General features: G+C 33.9%; 22 protein-coding genes and 1 other RNA gene. 7 read left to right on the top strand and 16 right to left on the bottom strand.

The window, feature by feature from the left end; all coding sequences use genetic code 11:
- A complete protein-coding gene (locus tag EIG86_RS11560) occupies nucleotides 1-1,134 on the bottom strand; it encodes an esterase-like activity of phytase family protein (RefSeq protein ID WP_127846341.1) in 1,134 nt (377 codons plus the stop codon).
- A gap of 52 nt (nucleotides 1,135-1,186) precedes the next feature.
- Here EIG86_RS11560 and EIG86_RS11555 point away from each other — a divergent pair, with 52 nt between their 5' ends.
- The gene (locus EIG86_RS11555; protein WP_127846340.1) at nucleotides 1,187-1,378 is read left to right on the top strand and encodes a CsbD family protein; all 192 of its coding nucleotides are present in this window, start codon (nucleotides 1,187-1,189) and stop codon (nucleotides 1,376-1,378) included.
- A gap of 80 nt (nucleotides 1,379-1,458) precedes the next feature.
- Here EIG86_RS11555 and EIG86_RS11550 read toward each other — a convergent pair whose 3' ends face one another.
- Genes EIG86_RS11550 through EIG86_RS11540 form a run of 3 tightly spaced genes read right to left on the bottom strand, consistent with a single transcriptional unit; the run spans nucleotide 1,459 to nucleotide 4,061 of the window.
- A complete protein-coding gene (locus EIG86_RS11550) occupies nucleotides 1,459-2,502 on the bottom strand; it encodes a peptidylprolyl isomerase (protein WP_127846339.1) in 1,044 nt (347 codons plus the stop codon).
- Between the two features lie 6 nt (nucleotides 2,503-2,508).
- Nucleotides 2,509-3,051 (bottom strand): gliding motility-associated peptidyl-prolyl isomerase GldI, encoded by a 543-nt coding sequence (gene gldI, locus EIG86_RS11545; protein ID WP_240032216.1) that lies wholly within the window; start codon nucleotides 3,049-3,051, stop codon nucleotides 2,509-2,511.
- Complete coding sequence (locus EIG86_RS11540; RefSeq protein ID WP_127846338.1) at nucleotides 3,048-4,061, bottom strand: DHH family phosphoesterase; 1,014 nt, start codon at nucleotides 4,059-4,061, stop codon at nucleotides 3,048-3,050. Before EIG86_RS11540 ends, gldI begins: the two co-directional genes overlap by 4 nt.
- Before the next feature lie 171 nt (nucleotides 4,062-4,232).
- Here EIG86_RS11540 and EIG86_RS11535 point away from each other — a divergent pair, with 171 nt between their 5' ends.
- Nucleotides 4,233-4,652, top strand: a complete 420-nt coding sequence (locus EIG86_RS11535) for a nucleoside-diphosphate kinase (RefSeq protein WP_127846337.1) — start codon at nucleotides 4,233-4,235, stop codon at nucleotides 4,650-4,652.
- A gap of 78 nt (nucleotides 4,653-4,730) precedes the next feature.
- Here the strand turns inward: EIG86_RS11535 and rny are convergent, their stop codons facing one another.
- From rny to EIG86_RS11515, 4 genes are all read right to left on the bottom strand, one after another.
- Nucleotides 4,731-6,293 carry a ribonuclease Y gene (gene rny, locus EIG86_RS11530; RefSeq protein ID WP_127846336.1) on the bottom strand — a complete coding sequence of 521 codons (1,563 nt, stop codon included), beginning with the start codon at nucleotides 6,291-6,293 and terminating at the stop codon, nucleotides 4,731-4,733.
- A 45-nt stretch (nucleotides 6,294-6,338) separates the two neighbouring features.
- A non-coding RNA gene (ssrS, locus tag EIG86_RS11525) (6S RNA) lies at nucleotides 6,339-6,452 on the bottom strand.
- A 52-nt stretch (nucleotides 6,453-6,504) separates the two neighbouring features.
- On the bottom strand, nucleotides 6,505-6,798 hold the full coding sequence (locus EIG86_RS11520) for a cell division protein ZapA (protein ID WP_127846335.1): 294 nt from the start codon (nucleotides 6,796-6,798) through the stop codon (nucleotides 6,505-6,507).
- 1 nt (nucleotide 6,799) lies between these two features.
- The gene (locus tag EIG86_RS11515; RefSeq protein ID WP_127846334.1) at nucleotides 6,800-7,090 is read right to left on the bottom strand and encodes a hypothetical protein; all 291 of its coding nucleotides are present in this window, start codon (nucleotides 7,088-7,090) and stop codon (nucleotides 6,800-6,802) included.
- A gap of 150 nt (nucleotides 7,091-7,240) precedes the next feature.
- Here EIG86_RS11515 and EIG86_RS11510 point away from each other — a divergent pair, with 150 nt between their 5' ends.
- Genes EIG86_RS11510 through EIG86_RS11495 form a run of 4 tightly spaced genes read left to right on the top strand, consistent with a single transcriptional unit; the run spans nucleotide 7,241 to nucleotide 12,487 of the window.
- A complete protein-coding gene (locus EIG86_RS11510; RefSeq protein WP_127846333.1) occupies nucleotides 7,241-8,479 on the top strand; it encodes a M48 family metallopeptidase in 1,239 nt (412 codons plus the stop codon).
- A 26-nt stretch (nucleotides 8,480-8,505) separates the two neighbouring features.
- On the top strand, nucleotides 8,506-10,725 hold the full coding sequence (locus EIG86_RS11505; protein WP_127846332.1) for a RelA/SpoT family protein: 2,220 nt from the start codon (nucleotides 8,506-8,508) through the stop codon (nucleotides 10,723-10,725).
- A gap of 19 nt (nucleotides 10,726-10,744) precedes the next feature.
- Complete coding sequence (locus EIG86_RS11500; RefSeq protein ID WP_127846331.1) at nucleotides 10,745-11,203, top strand: Fur family transcriptional regulator; 459 nt, start codon at nucleotides 10,745-10,747, stop codon at nucleotides 11,201-11,203.
- Nucleotides 11,204-11,209: 6 nt separating this feature from the next.
- Nucleotides 11,210-12,487, top strand: coding sequence for an adenylosuccinate synthase (locus tag EIG86_RS11495; RefSeq protein WP_127846330.1), 1,278 nt, complete (start codon nucleotides 11,210-11,212; stop codon nucleotides 12,485-12,487).
- A gap of 163 nt (nucleotides 12,488-12,650) precedes the next feature.
- Here the strand turns inward: EIG86_RS11495 and EIG86_RS11490 are convergent, their stop codons facing one another.
- The 7 genes from EIG86_RS11490 to EIG86_RS11460 all read right to left on the bottom strand — a co-directional run bounded on the left by EIG86_RS11490 (nucleotide 12,651) and on the right by EIG86_RS11460 (nucleotide 20,515).
- The gene (locus tag EIG86_RS11490) at nucleotides 12,651-13,466 is read right to left on the bottom strand and encodes a hypothetical protein (RefSeq protein WP_127846329.1); all 816 of its coding nucleotides are present in this window, start codon (nucleotides 13,464-13,466) and stop codon (nucleotides 12,651-12,653) included.
- Nucleotides 13,467-13,554: 88 nt separating this feature from the next.
- Entirely contained in the window at nucleotides 13,555-14,757 is a 1,203-nt protein-coding gene (locus EIG86_RS11485; protein WP_127846328.1) for a bifunctional alpha/beta hydrolase/OsmC family protein, read from the bottom strand.
- Nucleotides 14,758-15,032: 275 nt separating this feature from the next.
- Nucleotides 15,033-16,652 carry a family 16 glycosylhydrolase gene (locus EIG86_RS11480; protein ID WP_127846327.1) on the bottom strand — a complete coding sequence of 540 codons (1,620 nt, stop codon included), beginning with the start codon at nucleotides 16,650-16,652 and terminating at the stop codon, nucleotides 15,033-15,035.
- A 166-nt stretch (nucleotides 16,653-16,818) separates the two neighbouring features.
- Nucleotides 16,819-17,706 (bottom strand): phospholipase A, encoded by an 888-nt coding sequence (locus tag EIG86_RS11475; protein WP_127846326.1) that lies wholly within the window; start codon nucleotides 17,704-17,706, stop codon nucleotides 16,819-16,821.
- A gap of 359 nt (nucleotides 17,707-18,065) precedes the next feature.
- Nucleotides 18,066-18,758 (bottom strand): hypothetical protein, encoded by a 693-nt coding sequence (locus EIG86_RS11470; protein WP_127846325.1) that lies wholly within the window; start codon nucleotides 18,756-18,758, stop codon nucleotides 18,066-18,068.
- 682 nt (nucleotides 18,759-19,440) lie between these two features.
- Nucleotides 19,441-19,899, bottom strand: a complete 459-nt coding sequence (locus EIG86_RS11465) for an MgtC/SapB family protein (RefSeq protein WP_127846324.1) — start codon at nucleotides 19,897-19,899, stop codon at nucleotides 19,441-19,443.
- 211 nt (nucleotides 19,900-20,110) lie between these two features.
- Nucleotides 20,111-20,515, bottom strand: a complete 405-nt coding sequence (locus tag EIG86_RS11460; protein ID WP_127846323.1) for a hypothetical protein — start codon at nucleotides 20,513-20,515, stop codon at nucleotides 20,111-20,113.
- Nucleotides 20,516-20,874: 359 nt separating this feature from the next.
- On the opposite strand from EIG86_RS11460, the gene EIG86_RS11455 reads away from it, so the two are divergent.
- The gene (locus EIG86_RS11455) at nucleotides 20,875-21,294 is read left to right on the top strand and encodes a ribosomal maturation YjgA family protein (RefSeq protein WP_127846322.1); all 420 of its coding nucleotides are present in this window, start codon (nucleotides 20,875-20,877) and stop codon (nucleotides 21,292-21,294) included.
- A 43-nt stretch (nucleotides 21,295-21,337) separates the two neighbouring features.
- On the opposite strand, the gene EIG86_RS11450 is transcribed toward EIG86_RS11455, so the two are convergent.
- A partial coding sequence (locus EIG86_RS11450) for a choice-of-anchor I family protein (protein ID WP_127846321.1) occupies nucleotides 21,338-23,717 on the bottom strand: 2,380 nt, incomplete at its 5' end.

The raw sequence follows: 23,717 nt of genomic DNA, 5'->3' as shown, positions 1-23,717 counted from the left end.
TTATAGTTTTATTTCAAGTAAAATGATTTGGTTCAATTGTTTGCCAAATCTATTGAAATTATTGTCAGAAATCAAGATTAATGTTGAATTGCCATTAGGAAGTTTTGGACCAAAGCACAGACCTTCAATATTATCTATAATTCCATTTGTTAATTTATTTTTTATGGATTTAAAATCAAAAACTAAAGTCTTCTCAGCATAGGAAATCTCATTTTTTTGTGATTTCAATTCTGAGATTGATTTCGTGTCAGTGGCTTTGGAAACATCGACCAAAAATAATTTCACATTGTTGCCTTTGCTTTTGTGACCTGCGGAATACGCGCGTTCCAGAATCAATAATCGATGCTCATCAATTGCTAAAATCTCTGTTAATCCATTGAGGTAAAACGGTAAAAGTGGGATTTTTGTAACTCTGTCTAAATCCATGGCGAATTGCTTTGTAACTTGTTCAGTTTTCAAGTCAAAGTAACTAAGCCTAATCGGTGAATTGGTGTTTATTAGTTTCGGTTTTGGTCCGTCCTTGGCTAAAGGAAGTTCGTTAGCAAACCAAAATCCTTTGGAACTCTTATCGACACTCAAACCTTCAAAAACACCGTTATGTCTAGGTTTATTCTCGCCCCCAGTTTGGAAATATTCTGGTAAGTTATATTTTTTTTCAAATTCTCCTGCTAATGAAGTTTTAAAAATTTGCGGTGACTTTTCTTTGGTAATATTTCCTTCTGTAGAAATTAAAAACCCATCTTGAAAATAACGAATGGATTCCATATCTAGACTTTCTTTGGTGTAGAAATCGCTTTCTATATCATTCAGTTGAATTGTGTTTTTAAAAACTAATTTATCGATTTTTAAATTATCGATTATGAATTCAGCCTCGTATATAATTGGATTTACTGGAGAATCATTTACCAATACAATATTTTTATCATTTCTAAAATCTACTCCAGAAATTCCGCCATATTCTGCATTTTGAAATTGAAAGTCTTTATTAACTATATATTCATCTAGAAATTTTACGGAAAAACGCTTTGATTCATCAGTAGCAAATTTTGTAGTTTGACAACTGCATATAGTTAATAGGAGAATTAATAGCTTTAAATATGTGATTTTATTGCTATTATAAGTAATATTTAACATAAAAAACAACAGTATTTGTTATATTCGAGGTAAATCAATAAAAACTATAATTATGAACACTACAGAATTAGAAGGCAAATTTAACCAAGTTAAAGGAAAGTTGAAGCAGAAATATGCTGAAAAAATTTCAGAAGACGATTTGCAATATTCAGAAGGCAAATTCGATGAAATGTTAGGTAAGCTTCAAGAAAAAACCGGTAAAACCAAAGAAGAATTAGAAAAAGAAATTAAAGATTTAAAATAGTTCTAGCGTTCCACTAAGCTAGAAAAAGCCCGCAACTTGCAAAAGTTGCGGGCTTTATTATTTATAATATTTAATTTACTCTATTCTATACTGATGAGTTCCAAATCAAAAATTAATGTTGAATTTGGTGGAATTGGTCCTGTGCTTCTCGCACCATAAGCTAGGTTTGATGGAATTATAAAACGGGCTTTTTCACCTGTTTTCAACTTTTGCAATCCTTCATCCCAACCTGGAATAACTTGGCCAACTCCAACTGTAAACTCAATTGGCTTACCTCGGTCTCTTGAAGAATCGAATTTCTTACCATTCATTAAATATCCTTCATAATGAACTTTGACTTTTTGTCTAGGTTTTGGTGACTTGCCAGAAGGGTTTTCTTCCTCTATTTTATAAAATAATCCAGATTCAGTTTCTGTAAATCCTTCGGTAAGTTTATCCATTTCAGCTTGTCTTTTTGCTTCTTCTTCAGCCATTTTAGTTACATGATCTTCCAATCCCTTTTCAAAAGCGGCTACAGCGTCAAATCCTTTTGCATCACTGCCTTTTCTGATGATGTTTAGCTTTTCAATAATTACTTTTTCAATAGGTTTGTCTCCAGGTTTTTTAGTTTCTACTTTACCGATTTTGCTAACAACATCTTCACCTACAACTAATTCGCCAAATACAGAGTGCTTGTTGTTAAGATGTGGTGTTGGTGCTAAAGTGATGAAAAACTGACTTCCATTGGTGTTTGGACCTGAGTTTGCCATTGATAAAACACCTTTTTTATGTGTTACTTCAGGGTCAAATTCGTCTGGAAATTTATAACCAGGTCCGCCTTGACCATTTCCTTTAGGATCCCCACCTTGGATCATAAATCCATCGATAACGCGGTGAAAAATCAAACCATCATAAAAAGGTTGACCTTTGTATTCCTCATCAACTTTTGGATGTTTACCTTCAGCTAATGCAACAAAATTTCCGACAGTCATCGGAGTCTCCTGAAAATGTAATTCGGTGACAAAAGTTCCCATGTTGGTTTGGAATTCAGCGTACATTCCGTCTTCGAGATCAGGATATTTGTCTTGACAACTAATTGTAATCATAGCTATAATGGCAGCTAAGTAAATATTCACTTTTTTCATTTTAATTTAGTTTTTGATTTTTATTTCATTTAAAGTTACAGTAGATTTCAAAGGAACGTGCGAACCTATTTTGTCATTATCACCATAATATCCATAAGCGTGGTGAGATGGAAACAAAAATGTGACAGTTTCACCTTCTTTCATCAATTTTAGTCCTTTTCTCAATCCAGTGAAAATTTCTTCTTGGTCAATTAAATAAGCACGCTCACCAATTTCTTTCCTTGAGTAAATTGTATCACCTTCTAAACTCAATAAATTATAGTTGAATTCAACTTCGTCACCGAATTTTGGCGTGATACTATCATTTTCTTTTTTTACTTTATAATAATACCAAAAACCAGAATTCGAAGTGATGTAGGTGTTTGTTGTGTCTGAAGCTATAATCTTTTGAATTTTATTTTCCTCTTTTTCTAAGATTGCTTGATTCATCTTAAGTGAAGATGAAGTATAACTTTTTGTAGATTTTGAAATCGGTTTTCTTGCTTCAGGTGTTTTGCAGGCAAAACAAACTGTAAGCAAACCCAAAATCAGCATTAAATTTTTTATCATAATAAATCGCTCTTGTATTGCTGAATAATTTCTTCAAATTTAATTAAAGTTTCGTCTAATGCAAGGTTGCTTTTACCACCTGCAGCATTTTTATGACCGCCACCATCATAATGTTTTCTTGCAAAAGTGTTCACATCAAAATCGCCTTTAGAACGAAACGAAATTTTAATAATATTCTCTTGCTTACTTTCAATGAAAATCACAGCAAATTTTATACCTTTTAAGGATAATCCATAATTTACAAAACCCTCGGTGTCTCCTTTTTTGAAATTAAATTCATCCAAATCTGCCTGAGAAAGTGAAATATATGCAGTGTTCAGTGCTTCTATGACTTTTAGATTTTGCAAAGCTCGGCCTAAAAGTTGAAGTCTACTATAGGAGTTGTTGTCGAAAGTATCACGATGTATTTTGCTGTTATTTGCGCCATGATCAATCAAATCTGCAATGATTCTATGCGTTTTACTTGAAGTCAATGGAAATCTGAAAGAACCTGAGTCTGTCATAATTCCAGTATAAAGGCAGGTAGAAATATCTTGATCTAAGCTTTGTTTCTGATCTAAAACTTCGATAAAATCATAAATCAATTCGCAAGTTGAACCCACCATTGTGTCTACTAACTGAAATTTTGCATAATCGTCTGGCGACTGATGATGATCTATCATCACAAAAGTTTTATCCAATGTTTTCAAAAAATCACCAAGCCGACCTGTTCTGTCTAGATGATTGAAATCGAGGGTGAAAATTAAATCAGCTCCAGATAAATTTTCTTCGCACTTTTCAGCATCTTTATCGTAGATCAAAATCTGATCGTTTCCAGGCATCCAATTTAGAAAATCAGGATAGGAATTTGGCATTATGACTACAGTATTTTTACCTTGTTTTGCCAATAAATGCGACAAGGCTAAAGTAGAACCCAAAGCGTCTCCATCTGGGTTTTTATGACCAATAATACAAATATTTTTTGCGGATTTTAAGCTGTCTTGTATTCCGTTTAATTCGATTTTTTTCATAATTCTCAAATGTACAAATTCTAGTGAAAGCAATTGCAGTACAAGTTTGGGTTTATTCAATTTATAAGATTTTATTCTGAAAAATTTTAGATATAAATTTCAACTTCAAGTGCGAATGGCTACTTATTCTTTTGAAATGCTTACTTTTGCACAAAAATTAAATCAAATACAATGGCAAGCAATAGAACATTTACTATGCTGAAACCTGATGCATTGGCTAAGGGTTACATCGGTGAAATCTTGAATCAAATTACAGGCTCAGGTTTCAAAATTGTGGCGATGAAAATGACACAAATGACCGAAAACGACGCAAAAACTTTTTATGAAGTTCATAAGGAACGTCCTTTTTATGGGGAACTTGTTGACTATATGACAAGCGGACCAATTGTGGCAGCAATTCTTGAAAAAGAAAATGCTGTAGATGATTTCAGAACTTTAATTGGCGCGACCAATCCAGAAGAAGCTGCTGAAGGTACGATCCGTAAGAAATTTGCAACCTCAATTAGTGAAAACGCTATCCATGGTAGTGATTCTGATGAGAATGCTAAAATTGAAGGAAATTTTCACTTTTCTGGAAGAGAGCAATTCTAAATTTTACTTCAGTAAAAGATAACAAAAAAGCTGTTTCAAATTGAAACAGCTTTTTTTATTTAAAATATCTGAATAAATTTACTTGGCAATATTTATAGCACGTGTCTCACGTATGACGGTCACTTTTACTTGACCTGGATATGTCATGTCAGTTTGAATCTTCTGCGAAATCTCGAAAGAAAGCGAAGACGCCTTTTCGTCTGTAACTTTTTCACTTTCAACGATTACTCTCAATTCACGTCCAGCTTGAATAGCGTAAGCTTTTTTCACACCACCAAATCCAAACGCAATGTCTTCCAAATCTTTTAGTCGTTTAACATAAGAATCTAAAACTTGGCGTCTTGCACCAGGTCTTGCACCACTAATGGCATCACAAACTTGAACAATTGGAGATAGGAGTGAAGTCATTTCTACTTCGTCGTGGTGAGCACCAATTGCGTTACAAACCTCGTCCTTTTCGCCATATTTTTCAGCCCACTGCATACCTAGTATTGCATGCGGCAGTTCTGTTTCAGTTTCTGGCACTTTTCCGATATCATGCAATAATCCAGCACGCTTGGCAAGTTTAGGATTCAATCCTAATTCTGAAGCCATAATGCCACAAAGTTTGGCAACTTCTCTCGAGTGCTGTAAAAGATTTTGTCCATAAGAAGAACGGTATTTCATACGTCCAACCATTTTGACCAATTCCGGATGTAACCCGTGAATTCCTAAATCAATAATTGTACGTTTTCCGATATCGATAATTTCTTCATCAATCGATTTTCTTGTTTTCTTGACGACTTCTTCAATTCTAGCTGGGTGAATTCTACCATCGGTCACCAATCTGTGAAGGGATAATCTAGCCACTTCTCTTCGGATAGAATCGAAGCAAGATAAAATAATAGCTTCAGGCGTATCATCCACAATAATTTCTACACCAGTCGCAGCTTCTATAGCGCGAATATTTCGACCTTCACGACCAATTATTCGTCCTTTTACATCGTCACTTTCTAAGTTGAAAACAGATACGCAATTGTCGACAGCTTCTTCTGTACCAACACGTTGAATAGTGTTGATGACAATTTTCTTGGCTTCTTGTTGGGCCGTCATTTTGGCTTCTTCAACTGTGTCTTGAATCATTTGCATGGCTTCCGCTTTAGCAGTTTCCTTAAGCGATTCCATGAGTTGCGCTTTGGCATCGTCGGCACTCAAGCCGCTGATAACTTCCAGTTGATTGATCTTACGCTGAAGAATCTTGTCGATTTCTTCTTGTCGTTTTTCAAGATATTCTGTTCTGTAATTGTAATCTTTCAGTTTTTCCTCAAGATCAGCATTCATTTTTTTATTTTTTGCCAATTCGCTTGAGACTTGAGACTCCTTGTCTTTAGTGCGTTTTTCAGCATCGCTGATTTTTTTGTCACGAGACATAATAACTTTTTCGTGCTCAGATTTGAGCTCGATAAATTTCTCTTTGGCTTGTAATATTTTGTCTTTTTTGACGCTTTCGCCTTCTTTTTCAGCCTCTCGGATGATTTTTTCAGCTTCTTTTTCTGCAGATTTCAGCGTGCCTTTTGCACTCTTTTTGTCTAGATTTTTTGAAATTAAAAAACCGATGACCAATCCTACTATTGCTGCTATTATTGTAATTGCTATTTCCATAATTTATATATAATAAAAAAGCCTGTATTAGTGTCGTTTTGTATAAAACTCCGTAAAAACAGGTTTAGGGCTACTCAGCTGATCAAGGATCCGCTTCACAAAAGTGGCGGCTTGCTTTAGCAACTGAAACTCACCCTTTTTAATAGTTAAGTGTTGAGTTTATCAAAAAGGTAACGACTAATACAGGCAGTGTCGATTTATGTAATGAACGTTAGTTTAATTGTTTCTTGATCATTTCGTCCAAAGTTTCAAGTTTCATTTCGACTTGATTAATTTCACTTTTAGATGAAAGTTGACTTTGTTCGATTTCTGCAGCAAATTGCAAAGCGCTCATGGCAAGAACGTCTTGTTTGTCTCTGACTGCATAACTTTGTTCAAGTTTTTTGATGGTATCACTAATTCGCTTAGCAGCCTTTCTAAGGCCTTCTTCTTGCTCCGGTCTAATGGTTAATGGATAAACGCGGTCTGCAATCGATAATTTTATTTTTAGCTTATCTGTTGACATTTTAATCTGCTAATTGAATAATGCATTCATCAATTTCTTTAATCAAACTATTTATTTTGAGTTTTGTTTCTCTTTTATATTCGCTACTGCCAAGCATTGCGTTGGCTGTTCTGAGTGTTTTATTCTCTTTTTTTAAAAGTTCAATTTCAGTGGCTAATTCTGAAACTGAAGTAGAATTATTATTGAGTTGATGTTCTAATTCGCTGTTTTTTTGTTTTAAATTTTTGTTCTCAAGCATCAACTTTTTGATGCTTTCTTCCAGAGAATCCAGATTTTTTATCAACTTACTCATCTACAACTTTCGTAATGCCTAACCGCAAATTTAGTATCTATTAATGAATATGACAATAGTTTTGCAACTTAAAATCCAAATTGATTTTCAGAATTGGCTTTAAGATTGTAATTATCAATTTTCAAGTAGTAGTTTTGTGAAAAAAAATATATGACGCCGCAAGCTTTGTTTTATATTATTATCGGTATTATTATCTTGAATTTTTTGTTTGAAACTTTTTTGGATTTTCTGAATGCCAAACGTTTCTCCGCAGATTTGCCTGATGAGGTTAGTGATATTTATGATGAAGATGAATACCAAAAATCTCAATCTTATAAAAAAGAGAAATTTAAATTTGGACTAGTGGAATCTACATTTTCATTGATTTTGGTTTTAGCTTTTTTCTTCTTGGACGGTTTTTATCTGGTTGAAGATTTTGCACGCTCTTTGGTTTCAGAACCGATTTTAGTTTCATTAATTTTCTTTGGCATTATTTTTTTAGGAAGTGATCTTATTACGACGCCTTTTTCTTATTACTTCACCTTTGTAATCGAAGAAAAATACGGATTCAATACTTCTAGCAGAGCGACTTTTTTTATTGATAAGTTGAAATCATGGATGATGGCTATCATTGTTGGTGGAATTATTCTAACACTAATTTTATTATTTTTTCAGTTTTCAGGTGAAGATTTTTGGTGGTATACTTGGATCTTAGTTGCATTATTTACCATTTTTATGAATATGTTTTACTCCAAACTCATCGTGCCTATTTTCAACAAACAGACATCATTAGAGGAAGGTGATTTACGAAACAAAATTGAAAAATATGCTCGTAAAGTAGATTTTCAACTCGACAATATATTTGTAATTGATGGTTCGAAACGAAGCAAAAAAGCCAATGCTTATTTTTCAGGTTTTGGCAAAGAAAAACGAATCACTTTATTTGATACTCTTGTCAATGATTTGGACAACGAAGAGATTGTAGCTGTGTTGGCGCATGAAGTTGGGCATTATAAGAAAAATCACATAATTATTAACTTAGTATTATCTATCATAACTATCGGTATCACGCTGTGGTTGTTGTCTTTATTTATAAATGAACCTTTATTATCCCAGGCTCTAGGTGTAGAAAAACCTAGTTTTCATATTGGTTTGATTGCTTTTAGCTTTTTATACACGCCAATTTCAGTCGTCACTGGATTACTAACCAATGCTTTATCTCGAAAGTTTGAATATCAAGCCGATAATTATGCAAAACATACATTTGCAGCTTCACCATTAGTTTCAGCATTGAAAAAATTATCCAAAAAAAGTTTAAGTAATTTGACGCCACATCCTTTATATGTTTTTGTTCATTATTCTCATCCTACAATGATCAAACGATTTAGAAATTTGAAAAATAATTCGTAATTTCATTAACCCAAACTGACGAACTTATGGAAATCACCGATGCGTATATAGAGGAAGAGAAAAAAGAAATAGCCAAACAATACAAAAAATTACTTAGAATCAGTTATCGAACGCTGACAAGCGAGGATAAAAAACAAATAAGAAAGGCTTTTGAAACTGCTGTTGAAGCCCACAAAGACCAGCGAAGGAAATCAGGGGAAGCCTATATTTTTCATCCCATTGCTGTGGCAAAAATTGTAGCTTACGAAATTGGTTTGGATGCAACTTCAATAGTTTCAGCTCTTTTGCATGATGTAGTTGAAGACACAACTTATTCTTTAAGTGATATTGAGCAAATGTTTGGGGAAACCGTGGCAAGAATTGTAGATGGGTTGACTAAAATTTCCAGCTTAAAAAAAGACGGAGATATTTCAATGCAAGCAGAAAATTTTCGAAAAATGCTGCTTACTTTGAATGACGATATTCGCGTCATTATAATAAAAATTGCTGATCGATTGCATAATATGCAAACTATGGACTCAATGAGAGCTGACAAACAGGTCAAAATTGCTAGTGAAACGCTTTATATTTATGCGCCGCTTGCTCATAGAATTGGGTTGTATAATATAAAAACTGAATTGGAAGATTTGAGTCTGAAATATACTGAACCTGAAGTATACAAAGATATTTCAAATAAAATAAAGGAAAGCAAAGAGGAACAAGACCAGTATATTAAGGATTTTTCTAAGATTATTTCCGACGCTCTAGAAAAAGAAGATATTGAATTTGAAATCAAAGGACGACCAAAATCAATTTATTCCATTCGGAAGAAAATTGTAACACAAAATATTTCATTCGACGAAATTTACGACAAGTTCGCTTTAAGGATTATTTACAAGTCAAATTCTAGTAACGAAAAGTTTCTAGCGTGGAAGATTTACTCTATTGTTACAGATTATTTCAGACCTAATCCAACACGTTTGCGAGACTGGATTTCTTCTCCAAAAACTACAGGTTACGAAGCGCTTCATATAACCGTTATGGGGCCAAAAGGACGTTGGGTAGAAGTTCAAATTCGTAGTGAACGCATGAATGAAATTGCAGAAAAAGGTTACGCTGCTCATTATAAATACAAACATAAAGACGAGGCACAGGACGAGCAAGGTTTAGATTTATGGCTGAATAGACTCCAGGAAGCACTTGAAAACAACGAAATGAACGCAGTTGATTTCGTCGAGCAGTTTAAACTCAATTTATATTCGAAGGAAATTTTTGTCTTTACACCACAAGGCGATTTAAAATCTTTACCGAAAGGTTCGACAGTTCTTGATTTTGCATTCGCCATTCATACAGATGTTGGCTATAAAACAAGAGGAGCCAAAGTGAACGGTAAAATTGTAGCTTTGAGTCGAGTTTTGAAAAGTGGCGATCAAGTTGAAATTATCACGTCTTCCAATGCTAAGCCAACTAAAAACTGGCTAGACTATGCCACAACTGCGCGAGCAAGAACCAAAATAAAATCAGCTTTAAAAGAAAAGCGGAAACAGATAGGAGAAGAAGGGAAAGAGATTCTCCGACGAAAGTTGAAGTCACAAAAAATTGAACTCAACGAAAGATCTGTAAATGAAATGGTGAATTTTTTCAAACTAAACACTAGTTTGGACTTATTCTTTAGGGTTGGTATTGGTACTATAGATAACAAGCAAATCAAAGAATTTGCATCATCCAGAAGCAATGCTTTAGTGTCCTTTTTCAAAAATAAAATACGCCGTTCGCCAGTTAAAAACGAAGAAAAAGTTGAAGATGACGTTACCGATAAATATGATCAACTTGTGTTCGGTGATGATGAGCAAAAGTTAGATTATAAATTGGCAAATTGCTGCAATCCAATACCTGGAGACGAAGTTTTTGGTTTTACCACAATCAACGACGGGATCAAAGTTCATAAGAAAAACTGTCCAAACGCAATTCAGCTTCAGAGCAATTACGCTTATCGAATTCTGAAAGCAAAATGGATAGATTCTAGTCAAGAGGAATTTAATGCAAACATAAAACTGACGGGAATCGACGATTTAGGTTTGGTCAGCCATATTACAGATATTATTTCTAAAAGTTTAAATGTGAATATTCATAGTTTGACTTTTACAAGTAAAGCTGGTGTTTTTGAAGGTGCTATTGTAGTGAAGGTGAAAAATTTAACCATTTTGAATACTTTAATTCAAAGATTGAAAAAAATCGATGGAATAGATAAGGTTACACGTGAATAAAAGCTTATTTTTGTAGAATATGATGAATAAGGACAATTTAAAAAATGATTTAGCGGTTGTAAAAAATGTTTTTACCAAGTTTTTGGAAAGCAACGGACACCGTAAAACACCCGAGCGTTACGCCATCTTACAAGAAATTTACGAAAGTGAAGAACATTTTGATATCGAATCTTTATATATCAAAATGAAAACCAAAAATTATAGAGTAAGTCGCGCCACGCTATACAATACTATAGATTTATTATTGGATTGTGGATTGGTGAGAAAACATCAGTTTGGTAAAAATCAAGCGCAATACGAAAAATCATATTTCGACAAACAACACGATCACGTCATTTTGACCGATACCGGTGAAGTGATTGAATTTTGTGATCCAAGAATAGAATCTATAAAATCAACTATTGAAGAAGTTTTCGATATCACAATCGATAGACATTCATTATATTTTTACGGAACTAAAAAACAAAGCAAAGACTGACAAAATATGGCAGTAGATTTACTACTTGGACTCCAATGGGGAGATGAAGGCAAAGGAAAAATTGTTGATTACCTCACAAAAGATTACAATATTATAGCAAGATTTCAAGGTGGTCCAAATGCAGGTCACACCCTAGAATTCGATGGCATCAAACACGTTTTACATACAATTCCTTCTGGGATTTTTCATAAAACAGCAATCAATGTTGTCGGAAATGGCGTTGTCATTGACCCTGTAATATTTCAAAAAGAACTTGATGGACTCGCAAAATTTGATATAAATTTTCGTGATAAATTATTGATTTCAAGAAAAGCACATATTATATTGCCAACACATCGTCTGCTTGACGCAGCTTCCGAAACTTCCAAAGGGAAAGCGAAAATTGGTTCAACTTTAAAAGGAATCGGACCGACTTACATGGATAAAACTGGCAGAAACGGTATTCGCGTTGGTGATTTAGAATTAGACAATTGGAAAGAAAAATACAGGCAACTGGCCAATAAACATCAAGCTTTAATAGAATTCTATAATGTTGATGTTCAATATGATTTGAAAGAGCTTGAACTGCAATTTTTTGAAGCAGTAGAAGCAATAAAAAAATTGAAGTTTATAGATTCTGAAGAATATCTTCACCAAGCACAAGAAGAAAACAAGACTATTTTAGCTGAAGGTGCACAAGGTTCGCTCTTGGATATTGATTTTGGTACTTATCCATTTGTAACTTCTTCTAATACCACAGCTGCTGGAGCTTGTACAGGTTTAGGTATTGCCCCGAATAAAATTAAAAACGTTTATGGAATTTTCAAAGCTTATACCACACGAGTAGGTAGCGGTCCATTTCCCACTGAATTATTTGATGAAAATGGCGCAAGAATGGCGAAAGTTGGTCATGAATTTGGTGCAACAACCGGCCGACCAAGACGTTGCGGTTGGCTAGATTTAGTCGCATTGAAATATGCTGTTCAAGTAAATGGTGTTACCGAATTGATGATGATGAAAGCAGATGTTTTAAGCGGTTTTGAAACTTTGAAAGTTGGAGTTGCTTATCGTTATAAAGGCGAAGAAATTAAACACTTGCCTTATAATATTGAAGCTGAAAATCTCGAACCAATATATAAGGAATTCAGTGGTTGGAAAGAAGATATTACTAAGCTGAAAAATGAAAATGATTTACCTCAGACTTTAAAAGAATATATCAAATTTATAGAAGACGAGGTTAAAGTGCTGATTAAAATTGTTTCGGTAGGTCCAGACCGTACTGAAACGATTATCAAAAATCAATAAAAATATCGTGGGTTTGACCTCAGATATTTTTCAACTTAAAAACTTTGAGATTTTTCTCAAAGTTTTTTTTTCCTTAAAGCATTTCCAGCCCGGATTCAAGCCAAAAAAATCTCGCTAAAACTAAATTTAGCGAGATTAATTATCTTATAGTATAAACTAATACTTATTCTTCTAAAGTAATTGTTCTTGTCACATTGTTGAACGGACCTTCAATTGGTATTAGTTTTTCATCAACTAAAGTCAATTCAATTTTATTTTCACCCATTGGCATATTTTCAATAACATGAGGTATCCATTGGTCAATCAAAAATTCTTGGTTATTGACTTTAACTTTTACTTTGTTTCCATCTTCTCCAATCTCTGTATTTACCAGGAAAAAATCTAAAAGTATTTTTTCGGTATCTTCACCTTTATAGGTTCCTTTAGGACGACTGTAGAACAAATGTTCGGCAGCGAAATCAACATCCATCTTAAGATCTTCAGTAGGTTCTCCAGCGCGTATTTTTTTCACAACAAAAGAATTTGGATTTTTAACAGATTCATGATATGATCTGGATAAAAAGGCTAACAAAACGTGGTCACCTTCTAAAATAGTCTTGCTGAATTCTGGTTCATAGTGTGCGGAGTAAGGACCGTTATCCAAAATAAAATGGATATGCTGACCTTTGTCAGAATTTGCCAATCCATTTTTACCGGCATTTTCTGATTGAACTCCAAGTTCATAATTTTCAACCTCAAAGTCAAAATCGACTTTACCGTCTTTGACTTTTATAGTTTGTTCACCTGGATGTGTTAATTTGGCATCTGGAAATTTTGGAGATTCCATTGCTAAAGGCTCAATGGTTATAATCGTATCCAATACTCCAACGGCTTCCTCTTCAGTAACTTCGTTTTTATCATCTTTTTCGTCGCTATTTTGCTTACAACTTGTCAAAATTAAAGCTGTAAATAAAAAAGTTAATAATGTTATTTTTTTCATAGTGTTTGTGATTTAATATTTTGTAAATGTAAGGATTTAAAAAAAGACCATAAAAAATATGCATTATCTTAACATTAAATTTTAATTTTTAAAGCAATTCAGTATTTACCTTAACCTCATTATGAATTAGCGTACGATGTACTGGGCATTTATCAGCGATTTTTATAATGCGTTGCTTTTGTTCATCATCTAAATCTCCAATGCATTCAATTTTTCTCTTAAAGACATCAACTTTTTGGGTTTTTCCATCAGAATCTTCGATTTCCTTTTTATTATGATTGATGTGAACTTTCACTTCTTTCATATCCCAATTCTTACGCCTGACGTACATTTGGATGGTCATTGCAGTACATTCAGCCAATCCTGCGGACAACATTTCGTATGGTGAAGGTCCAAAATTATGACCACCCAAACTTTTAGGTTCGTCGCCAATTAGCTGAAAATCGCCAACTTTCATTGGTGTGGTAAATTTGTCTTCTTTTTTGAGTGTTGCTGCGACTTCACTGTTACTTTTGATTTCGGGAGGAGATTCAAGGTTCAAATATCGTTTTGTCCAAGCTGCAATTACACCACCGGTATATTTTGAATCTTGGCTATCACTCAGCAAATGATCGGCTTGGTCTAGACTCACAAAACTTTTAGGATGGTGGGCGAGAGTGTAGAGTTTTTCAGCATTTTCAATACCAACAATTTTGTCTTGTGGCGAATGAAATATCAAATATGGTTTTTTTAGGTCATTCAGAAAAGAGTCAACATTCATATTTTCAATGTCCTGAAGAAATTTTCGTTTTATTTTGAAATCACGTCCACCAATATTTATAGAAATAGATTCTGAATTATCGTTTTTTGATTTGGTATTTATCAAATTTTTGACATGTTCAGGATTACATGGGCTTGCAATACTTACTACGGCCTTGATGTTGTCCAATTGTTTTGCAGCAAAAAGTGCCGCAGTTCCGCCTAAAGAATGACCAATGAGTAGGCTAGGAGCTTGATAATTTTTCTCTAAGAAGTCAGAAGCTTCTATTAAATCTTCAATATTATGCGAAAAATCAGTGTCTTCAAAATCACCTTCGCTTTGGCCTAAACCAGTGAAATCAAATCTTAAAACACCTATTCCAGCATCTGCCAAAGCCATAGATATGTATTTGATGCTTTTCAGATTCTTACCACAGGTGAAGCAGTGTGCAAAAATCGCAAACGCTTGCGGATGTTGTTGGTTTGGAAACTCGATACGTCCTTCTAATTCCTGTCCGTTTTTATTTTTGAATTTTACTTTTTCTAAAGCCATTATAGAGGTTTAAATAATTTTAAAGATAAGTCGTAATTTACGATATGACTTTCAATTTTGGATAAAAAATTTCAATTTGAAAGCTAACCAAAACTAAAAATTAAGTAAACACAAGCAAAATTATTTTGGAAATACAGACTTCATCAACAATTCATTTCAAGAGAATTTATCTCAAAAAAAATCATTCAGTTTTAAAAGAAAAACGATTTCAATTAAATATTGAAATCGTTTTTCTTTTAAATTCAAATAAGGCTTCAGAATAAATTTGTTGAGTTTTATTTTTTAATAATTTTAAAAAACTGACTTGTATTTTTACCTTCAATTTTGAAAATATAAACACCAGATTCCCAAGTTGACATGTCTATGGAATTTGTTCTGCTTTTGAGTTCTTCAGTTCCTATAAACTGTCCTTGCACAGTAAATATAGAAGCTTTACTTCCAATTACAGATTCAGGTATTTCTAAAGTGGTTTGCGTATTTGCTGGATTTGGATAGATACGAACCTCTGTTTTGACTATTTGATTTTCTGTTCCTAAACCATCTTCCTGATAAATTCTTACGTAGTCCACTTCGAATGTGCTTTCTGTAAAGTTGTTTGAGATACTTGGCTGGATTGCTGTATTGAGCAATAAATATTGATCCGAGTCAAATGGCCATGTGGCAGCATCTTGGACTTCTGGTTGATATGTGTAATGTTCAACACCATCGACGCTAAAAACCATTCTGTCTGGATACCAGTCTAAAGTATACGTGTGAAATTCTGTAGAAGCTGTCGGAATAACTTGTCCTCCATGGTTTATAGTGCCGCCATAACTAGAAGGAGTGTGCATTGCGCTTTGAACAAAATTTTGATTGGTTCCCCAATGTTCCATAATATCTATTTCGCCACAAGCTGGCCATCCAGTTGTGCCAAAACCTTCATTGTACCAATATGCGCCATTTTCGCTGATGTTTTTACCCAACATCCAAATCGCAGGCCAAGTCCCAACCCCAGTTGGTAGTTTTGCACGAACTTCAACTCGACCGTAAGTGAAGGCGAATTTAGAATTCAAGCGTGCTGAGGTGTAATTTTTTGTGACGCCTTGGTCAGTGAAAGTTTCAGCTTTAGCCACCAAATTCATGATGCCGTCTTCAACATAAGTGTTTTCCAAACGATCGGTATAATGTTGAACTTCACCATTGAACCAAGAACTTCCATTTGGGATCTCTGTTTGATGAAACCATTTACTATTGTCAAGAGCGCCGTCTTCGTCAAATTCATCTGACCAAACCAATTCGTCATAAACTGGGTCATTGCCAGGATTACCAGAACCTTGTTCTTCACCTTCAAAATAAAAATCGTCAATAAATGCTAAAACTTCGTCAGTATTGTTTTCGCCATTAATTTGCAAAACCACTCTATTGAAGTCGCTTCTACTTGACGGTGGAGGAGAGTTTGGGTCTAAATTAATATAATTGTCGTTCACAAAATTGAAAGTTACTTCCTGCCATTCATCCAAACTTAAGTTTTTAATGACTTCACTTTGGGTAGACCAAGGCTCGTTGATGTTTGCATTTTGCAGTTTCAAGGAAATTTGATTGTTTTGGTTGCCCGTAATTCCATCAGAGGGCACATAAATTTTTAAGGAGAACTCAGCATTTTCCGAAATATTAATATTGGTTTCAGAATTGAAGCCAATATTGGCATAAGCACCGCCATTATCTTGATATTCTAAAACTGTAGCTGAAGGATTGTTGCTATTGATGTATGGATTATTTTTTTCGGTATTTAACAAACAATCATCAGCAAACCAACTATTGATACTAGAGTTGCCTTCAAAATCATCTGTTAATGTTTGGGAAAATGCACTAAATCCAATTATAAATAAAAAGCTTTGTAATATTATAGATCTCATATTCTTTTTTAATATTAATTTTTTTCAAAAGAATCCAAATATAGAAATTTAATCATGATATGATGAACAGCTTTCGCGTTTTCTTTAAAAGTATACTTTCTCAAACTATTGATTAACTGCTGATTATATTTCAAAAACACCTACTTTTTAACTTTAATTCATGATTTTACCAATCTATAAAAGATATGCCTATACCTAAAGTTGTTTGATTATGATTGTAGTCGATGAGGGTTTCACCATAGCCTGTAAACGCTTGGAAGTGAAGTCGTAAATTTGATTTTACTGAATAAAAATAATTAAGTTCCAGACTGCCTCTGTTTTCATCGAAATCCAATGAGTTTTTACCGATTAGGTTGATACTGTGCTTGCCTAAATTGTAAATTAAAGTGGCTTCTAGTCTGCCGATGTAGTCGCTAATTCCTGGATTGTCATCTTTGTCTGAACTCTCAAGCCTTATCCAGGGTTTTAAATACATTTGAAAGTTATCTTTTTCGAAAGCGGCGTGAAACATAATTCTATTCCAACTTCTTGACCTTGGTAAATCTCTCCCGTTGGATTGATGATTGAAACCGAAACCTGCCATTCTCAGGTCAACACCAAAGATATCAACTTTCATAGGAAAATTAACAAAAATCTCTGGTTCATAATTCAATTCTCGAAATGGTCTTGAAATAGGATTATTATAGACTTGCCAGTTGGCCAATTGGGTATATCCTAGCCATATATCGCCATATCCAAAAAGGAAGGATTGTATTAATTTGGTTTTAAAACTTAACTGGAATTTGGCTTCTACACTATTATAATTTTGTGTTTCAGTAAAACTATTGTCAGGATTTGCACTTTGTGGAAGTTCATTAGGATTGCTCGACCATCTTGCTGGCAAAACGTAAATTGGCTTGTAAAAGGTAAGTTTAAAAGTTCCATTTTTATCCTCATCGTCCAATTCCCAACGTTCTGACAAGGTTTTTTCAATGACATCATCTTCTCCAAAAAATGATTGCGACTGAGATGCAAAACTTATAAAAAGAATAATAAAAAGGTAGTTTAGTTTCATTGAATAAAGTATAAAGTGCAAAAATACAGAGAGTTGAAGCAGCTTGTGATTTTACCATCACAATCTTTTGATAATTGTTTGTATGCTTCATCAAGTTTTAAAATAAAAATGTGCTGTATGTTCATATTGAATATTAAATCAATAAACTCAAAAGTATTTTCAATTTTGAACAGTTTTGCTTTAAAACAAAAACAGCCGAGCAATTATGTTCAGCTATTTAAAAAGAAATTAGACGATTGCGTTGATATTGTAAAATAATATTCTGAAGCGTTTCCTGAATTTAATAAAAGATAATCAAAGGAATTTGAAAACCAGAATATATATTAATTATTGAGAAAACCGACTGAAGTTACTGAAAATTAGGGCACCTTTGTTACCGCTGGACTTTTATCCTTCAATTCGAATGTTCTTAGTGCCATGTTGGCATCCTCTTCATTATCAGTAAAATAATATTCACTGGCTTTGTAAGTGATTTGGTAAACCTCTCCTTCAGCTGTGCTTCGTATATAAGTTTTGTAAAGTGAACTTGCAAGACTGAAATTATTTGCTCTGTTTGTCGCTTGGTATCTGGATTCTGTGATATAAAACGAATCCGAGACTTTGTTCACTTCCAAATCAATTTCATCAATTTGTTGGGCTTTGTTTTTTATTTCTTCCAATATTGCATCTATTGTTGTGTTTTTATTTTTGAATACATAAACTTCAACAAAAGAATGCTGCGTATTCGGTTCAGTTATTTTATGTTTTACTGACTCATGTTTAACTTCACTTTCTTTGCTACCTATGACTGTTTTAGGATCTCCATTAATTGTGTCCAAATAAATGTAAGAATCATAAAGTTTTTTCTTAGGACTTACTCGGAATATACTATCTCTTGAATCTCCAGCTGTCATGGAGTTGAAGCTTACCCAAGATTTCGGATAATAGACTCTAAAATCTTCATTTTCAAACACCTTGACGCGTTTTTTTAGTTCTGAATGATAAACAATATTTGAAGCAGAACTGCAAGACATTAAAACGACTAAACTAATGAGAGACAAAAGGAATTTCATGGATATTAGAGATTTGGTTGAATTAAGTTGAATTTAAAAGATATATATCTTTAAAACTGCAATATATATATCTTTTAAAGATTTATAATTATGTAAACATGAAAAAATATTTGAATTTTAGAAGGAATAATTATAGAATCTTAAATTAAGACTTATTGAAAAGAAGAAGTATAAAAGGAAAAGTAAAAATTATGTTTGTATTTTTCATAAATAGACTAACCCAAAAATAAAACTAAACCTAAAATCAAAGTAAGCAGTATAAAACTTGAAATTATAATAGTTATAAGCAACAACTTCCTTTGTTGTTTTTTGATTTTGGCCCTAATCCTTTTCAGTTCTTCTGGCGAAGCTTTGCGTTTTAATAATTTATCAAATTCCCCTTCTGAACTCTTCGTAGGAAAGTTCTTCCGCTCAAAGTGAACCAAGTCTTTTTTTCTGGAATTATTTCTAAGTGAAATAATCATTGATTGAACAACGCCGAAACTCATGTTTCAATTTTATTGATTAATATTTAGTCATCATCAGGTAATGTTTGTTAAGAATTTATATCTTAGGACTTGCTGATTTTATACTTTAAAAATAACGATTTTTAGCTAACCTCCAAACATTATAACATTATGGAAAATATTGAAGATTCAACTGAGTTTTGAAATCTCAGTTCCTTATTTCCCTTACTTGCCAATCAAACTTTCTTATTTATACTTTTTGCCACTCTGTTGATGATAAGTAATAACACAGTCGCAGAAACAGATAACACGTATTGTTCCAATGCAACCGCAATGCCAATACCAGCAGAGAAAAGAACAGTTGCTGCAGTAGTAAGATAATACACCCGGCTTTCATCATTGGCTTTTAGAATGGTTCCTGCACCTATAAAACTAATGCCTAAAATAATGGCTTCAATAATCCTGGTGGGGTCGGGCTGAATAACATCCTGCAATCCGCTTTGGATATAACTATCAACAAGTACTTTTCCTAAAGATAAAATTAAAGCTGAAGACCCGCCAACAATCATATTGGTTCTAAAACCGGCGGGTTTATCTTTTACTTCTCTTTCCAGTCCGATAAATCCGGTCAAAACCGCTGCAATTGCTACATTCATGAGTATCAGTAACTCACCATTCCAGTTAATGTCTAGCATAAAAAAACTATTTTGAGTTAAAGTTAAAACTAATAATTGAACTACTAAAATTTACAAAATTCTTAGAACTTAGTTTTCAATGCTTAAATTTTAAAATGAAATCGGAATAATTTGAAAATAGAAAAAAGCCTTACGAATCTACGTAAAGCCTTTTTTATTGAATTTTCATATCGCTAAAGAAAATCAATCATCAATTAATTTGCTCTAAAATTTAAGATAAAGTGGCGACTAAAATAGCGATAACAATTAAAAGCATCATTAGCCAAAACCAGATGCCGACTGCAATTGCCGGTCCTACTGGATCTGTTGGTTCTTCTTCGGGTTTAGGATTGGCATAGAACTCTTTGTATCTTTGCCGATCTATTCGAGAAGGTGTTGTTGCTGCAAGAATAAAAGCAAATATGAGTCCGATAAAAAGAAAATCGAACCATGCAACCTCCCAGTAAACTGGACCCACTGGTTCAGAAATTGCTGAAGCAAGCCAAATTCCACCTATAATAATTAACAAAAACGGCCAAAAAGAACCCCAAGGACCTCTTACTTTAAACCCATAAAAAAATATTGCGCCAATAAAAATTGCAGTAATTAAAATTCCAAATAATTCTATCCATTCCATAATTTTAATTTTTTTGGTATAAATTAATATTTGTTCATATAAAATTATTAAAAAGAATAGTAATTGTTTAAGTATATGATGTTTTAACATGAAAATAACTAACCTGTTAAAATATTATTCAAGCATGAATGATACGCGTCATCATGACTAATACTAAGTGGAGTAAAGATAATTCAGTAATGAATTATCTTGTGATCACAAAAACCGGAGTTAAAAGTTTTTGATTGGGTATTTTCTAAAAAATGTTTCGAAGCGAAGTTTCAAATTCATATTTGTTCTCAATTTTCATAAGATACTAAGGAATATTTTGAAACTTTTTAATTACTTTCAGTTTGAAAAGATGAAAGACTAAGAAACTAATGACTAAGCCTAAGCACTTCCCTAAATCTTTGTTTTATGCCTTTTTAATGCTCTTAAGTATTGGATTTGGTTTAGCGTCTAGGCGTTTGAATTTGGGGATTCCAACGGAGGTCAATTTGTATTTGGGAGATGCCATTTGGGCACTGATGGTCTATTTTGGTTTCAGAATGTTTTGGCCAAGATTAGCGATTATTCAGTCAGCGATTTTAGCAATTAGTTTTTCTTTTGCAATTGAAATCAGTCAATTGTATCAAGCAGATTGGATCAATGAGATTCGTCAGACGCTTTTGGGCGGACTTATTTTGGGTTTTGGCTTTTTGTGGAGCGACTTGGTCGCCTATAGCATAGGCGTTGTTTTTGGTTTTGGGATAGATTATTTATTGATAAGTCAATTTATAAAAAACTCTCCTAAAGTTTAGAACCTTAGGAGAGTAGAGTAGAAGGATGAATTTTTTTGTTTTTCTATAGTTTTACAAATTTGTAAGATTCACCGCTTGCAGATTTCAAAATATAAATACCTGCTTGCAAGTCTTCAACCTGTACATTAGAGGAATCTTTCACAGATTTCACCAACTGACCATTCAAATTATATACAGAATAATCTGATGACGCTGAAAGATGCAAAGTTGATTTTACTGGATTCGGATAAAAAGTGAATTCATTATTGTCAGGATTAAAAGATTTCACACCCAAAGTATCATTATTGATGGCATAAACAGAAACCGTTGCAGACACTTCATTGGAAATAACTAGCAAACCAATGTCTAAAGCATTTTGATCTGCAGGAATATAAAGAATACCTTCAGGACCTAAGTCGCCAGATTCTTCGCCGCCTTCTGTAGCATCACGATTGTTTTTGTAATCGATAAACTGAGGTGCGTTTGGATTAGTGACATCGTAAACCATTACGCCGCCAACACGTTCCAAAATTACAAATGCATACATGGCATCATTGATTTCTTGAACGATCACACCTTCTGGCTCAACACCTTTGTTGTCACTACGGTTTTTGTAATTATTGTTGGAGTTACTGGCATTAAAAATTTCAGAATATACAGGATCTGCTGCGATGATTCTTTCAAAATCATTACCGCTATCGTAAACTTGAACTCCGCTTTCAGCTTCATAAATACTGAATGAACGCCCACCGTAAACATGAATTTCTTCAAACAAACCATCATCATTAGAATCACCAGAAGCATTGGAAATATTGATGGCTGCCAAGTTGGATTCCATCGCTAAAATTTCAGCATTGGTAAATACGCTTGGATCAAGTTCGTATCCAGCATCTCCAAGATTCACTTCTTCTTCGTAAGTGTCGTATTCACGAGCATCACCTTCATTTGCCGTAACGATATAAGTCGTTCCATCTACCATATAAGTGGCAATTCCATCTGGCATATACATGCCTTTGATTGGCCAAGTGGCATCGAAAATAAAATCTATATTATCATTAACATCCAAGCTGTTTTCAGTTAAACTATGATCTTTCAAACCATAAGGAATAATAGATTCTACAACAGAATTTACTAAATCAACCACGGCATAAGCGTTGTTTTCTTGTAAACTCACATAAGCACGTTCAGAATTTTCACTAACTACAATATATTCTGGTTCTAAATCCTGAGAAACAGTTGCATTTGGACCAAAAATTCTCACATCATTGGCAAGCAAAGTTGCGAGTTCAGAATCGAAGGCATTAAAATCTAAATTTTGAACTTCAGTTTGGGTGATATTGTCTAAACCGCCAGTCACATCTATTACAGAAACGCTTCCTTCTGGGTCAATGCTATAATCTGCATTTGGTTGGCCTTCATTAGCGACCAAAAGCTTTGTGCCGTCTGGCGTAAATGTAAGCATATCAGGCAAAGCACCGACTTCAACCGTTTGTGGATTGTTGCCGTCTGTGTCTGTAAATAACACAAAACCATTGTCAGTTTCTACTGAATTTGCCACTGCAATAGCGACCAAACCGTTCTTAATTGCAACACTTTGTGCGCTTGCGCCATAAGGAGTAACATCTATATTTGTTGAATTGACTAAGTTGGCAGGATCTGAAAAATCTACAATTTCAATGTGTGTGTTGTTCACCACAAAAAGACGTTGCGTGTCTTCGTCGAAAGCAGTGATTTCTGCAGTTCCATTTTCATCAACCAAATGACTTGTCAAAAGGCTAATGTCCAAAATATTTTCTGAAGCCGTTGGTGCTTGGTTATCATCATCCAAAATATAAATGGCGTGATAATTTGTACTGCCCATTTCCGCATTCAAAATATTGGTAAGTTGAAGTACAAAAAATACATCTTCAGTATCATTGGAATTGTCTGTAATATCTACAGTGAATGTTGTTGAAGTTTGACCTGCAGCAATACTTAAGTTTTGTGTACTAAAGTTGAACTCGTTTCCATTTTCAGCAGAACCGCCGTCTAAAAGTTCAACGTCGAACGTGATGTCTTCTGAAGCCGCCTCATTCAAACTAACTTCAACAGAAATTTGACCTTCATCTTCTTGAACGCTTACATAACTTTCACTAAAATCAAGGAAAATTTGAGTCACCGCATTGCCATTTCCAGGCGAACCAATATTTGGTACATCGCCATTGTCGCCACCACCGGCAATAGTTGCTACTGCACCGTTCATATTGCCAACTGCACTGAATTCACCTAATTCTAAATCGTAAGTTTGCCCATCGTTAGCGTCCGTGTCTGGATAAGTTCCCAAAGCAATTGGTTGAGAAGATGAAGGATTACCAATCCAAAGATTGACAGCATCACCGCCGCCGCCTAAACCAGAACCGTCAGTATAACCAATTTGAACACCCGTTAAGTCAATAACTTGACCC

Source organism: Psychroflexus aestuariivivens (assembly GCF_004010055.1).
Classification (GTDB): Bacteria; Bacteroidota; Bacteroidia; order Flavobacteriales; family Flavobacteriaceae; genus Psychroflexus; species Psychroflexus aestuariivivens.
The sequence above is the reverse complement of the archived record's forward strand: the minus strand, read 5'-3'. Positions and strand labels throughout refer to the sequence as shown.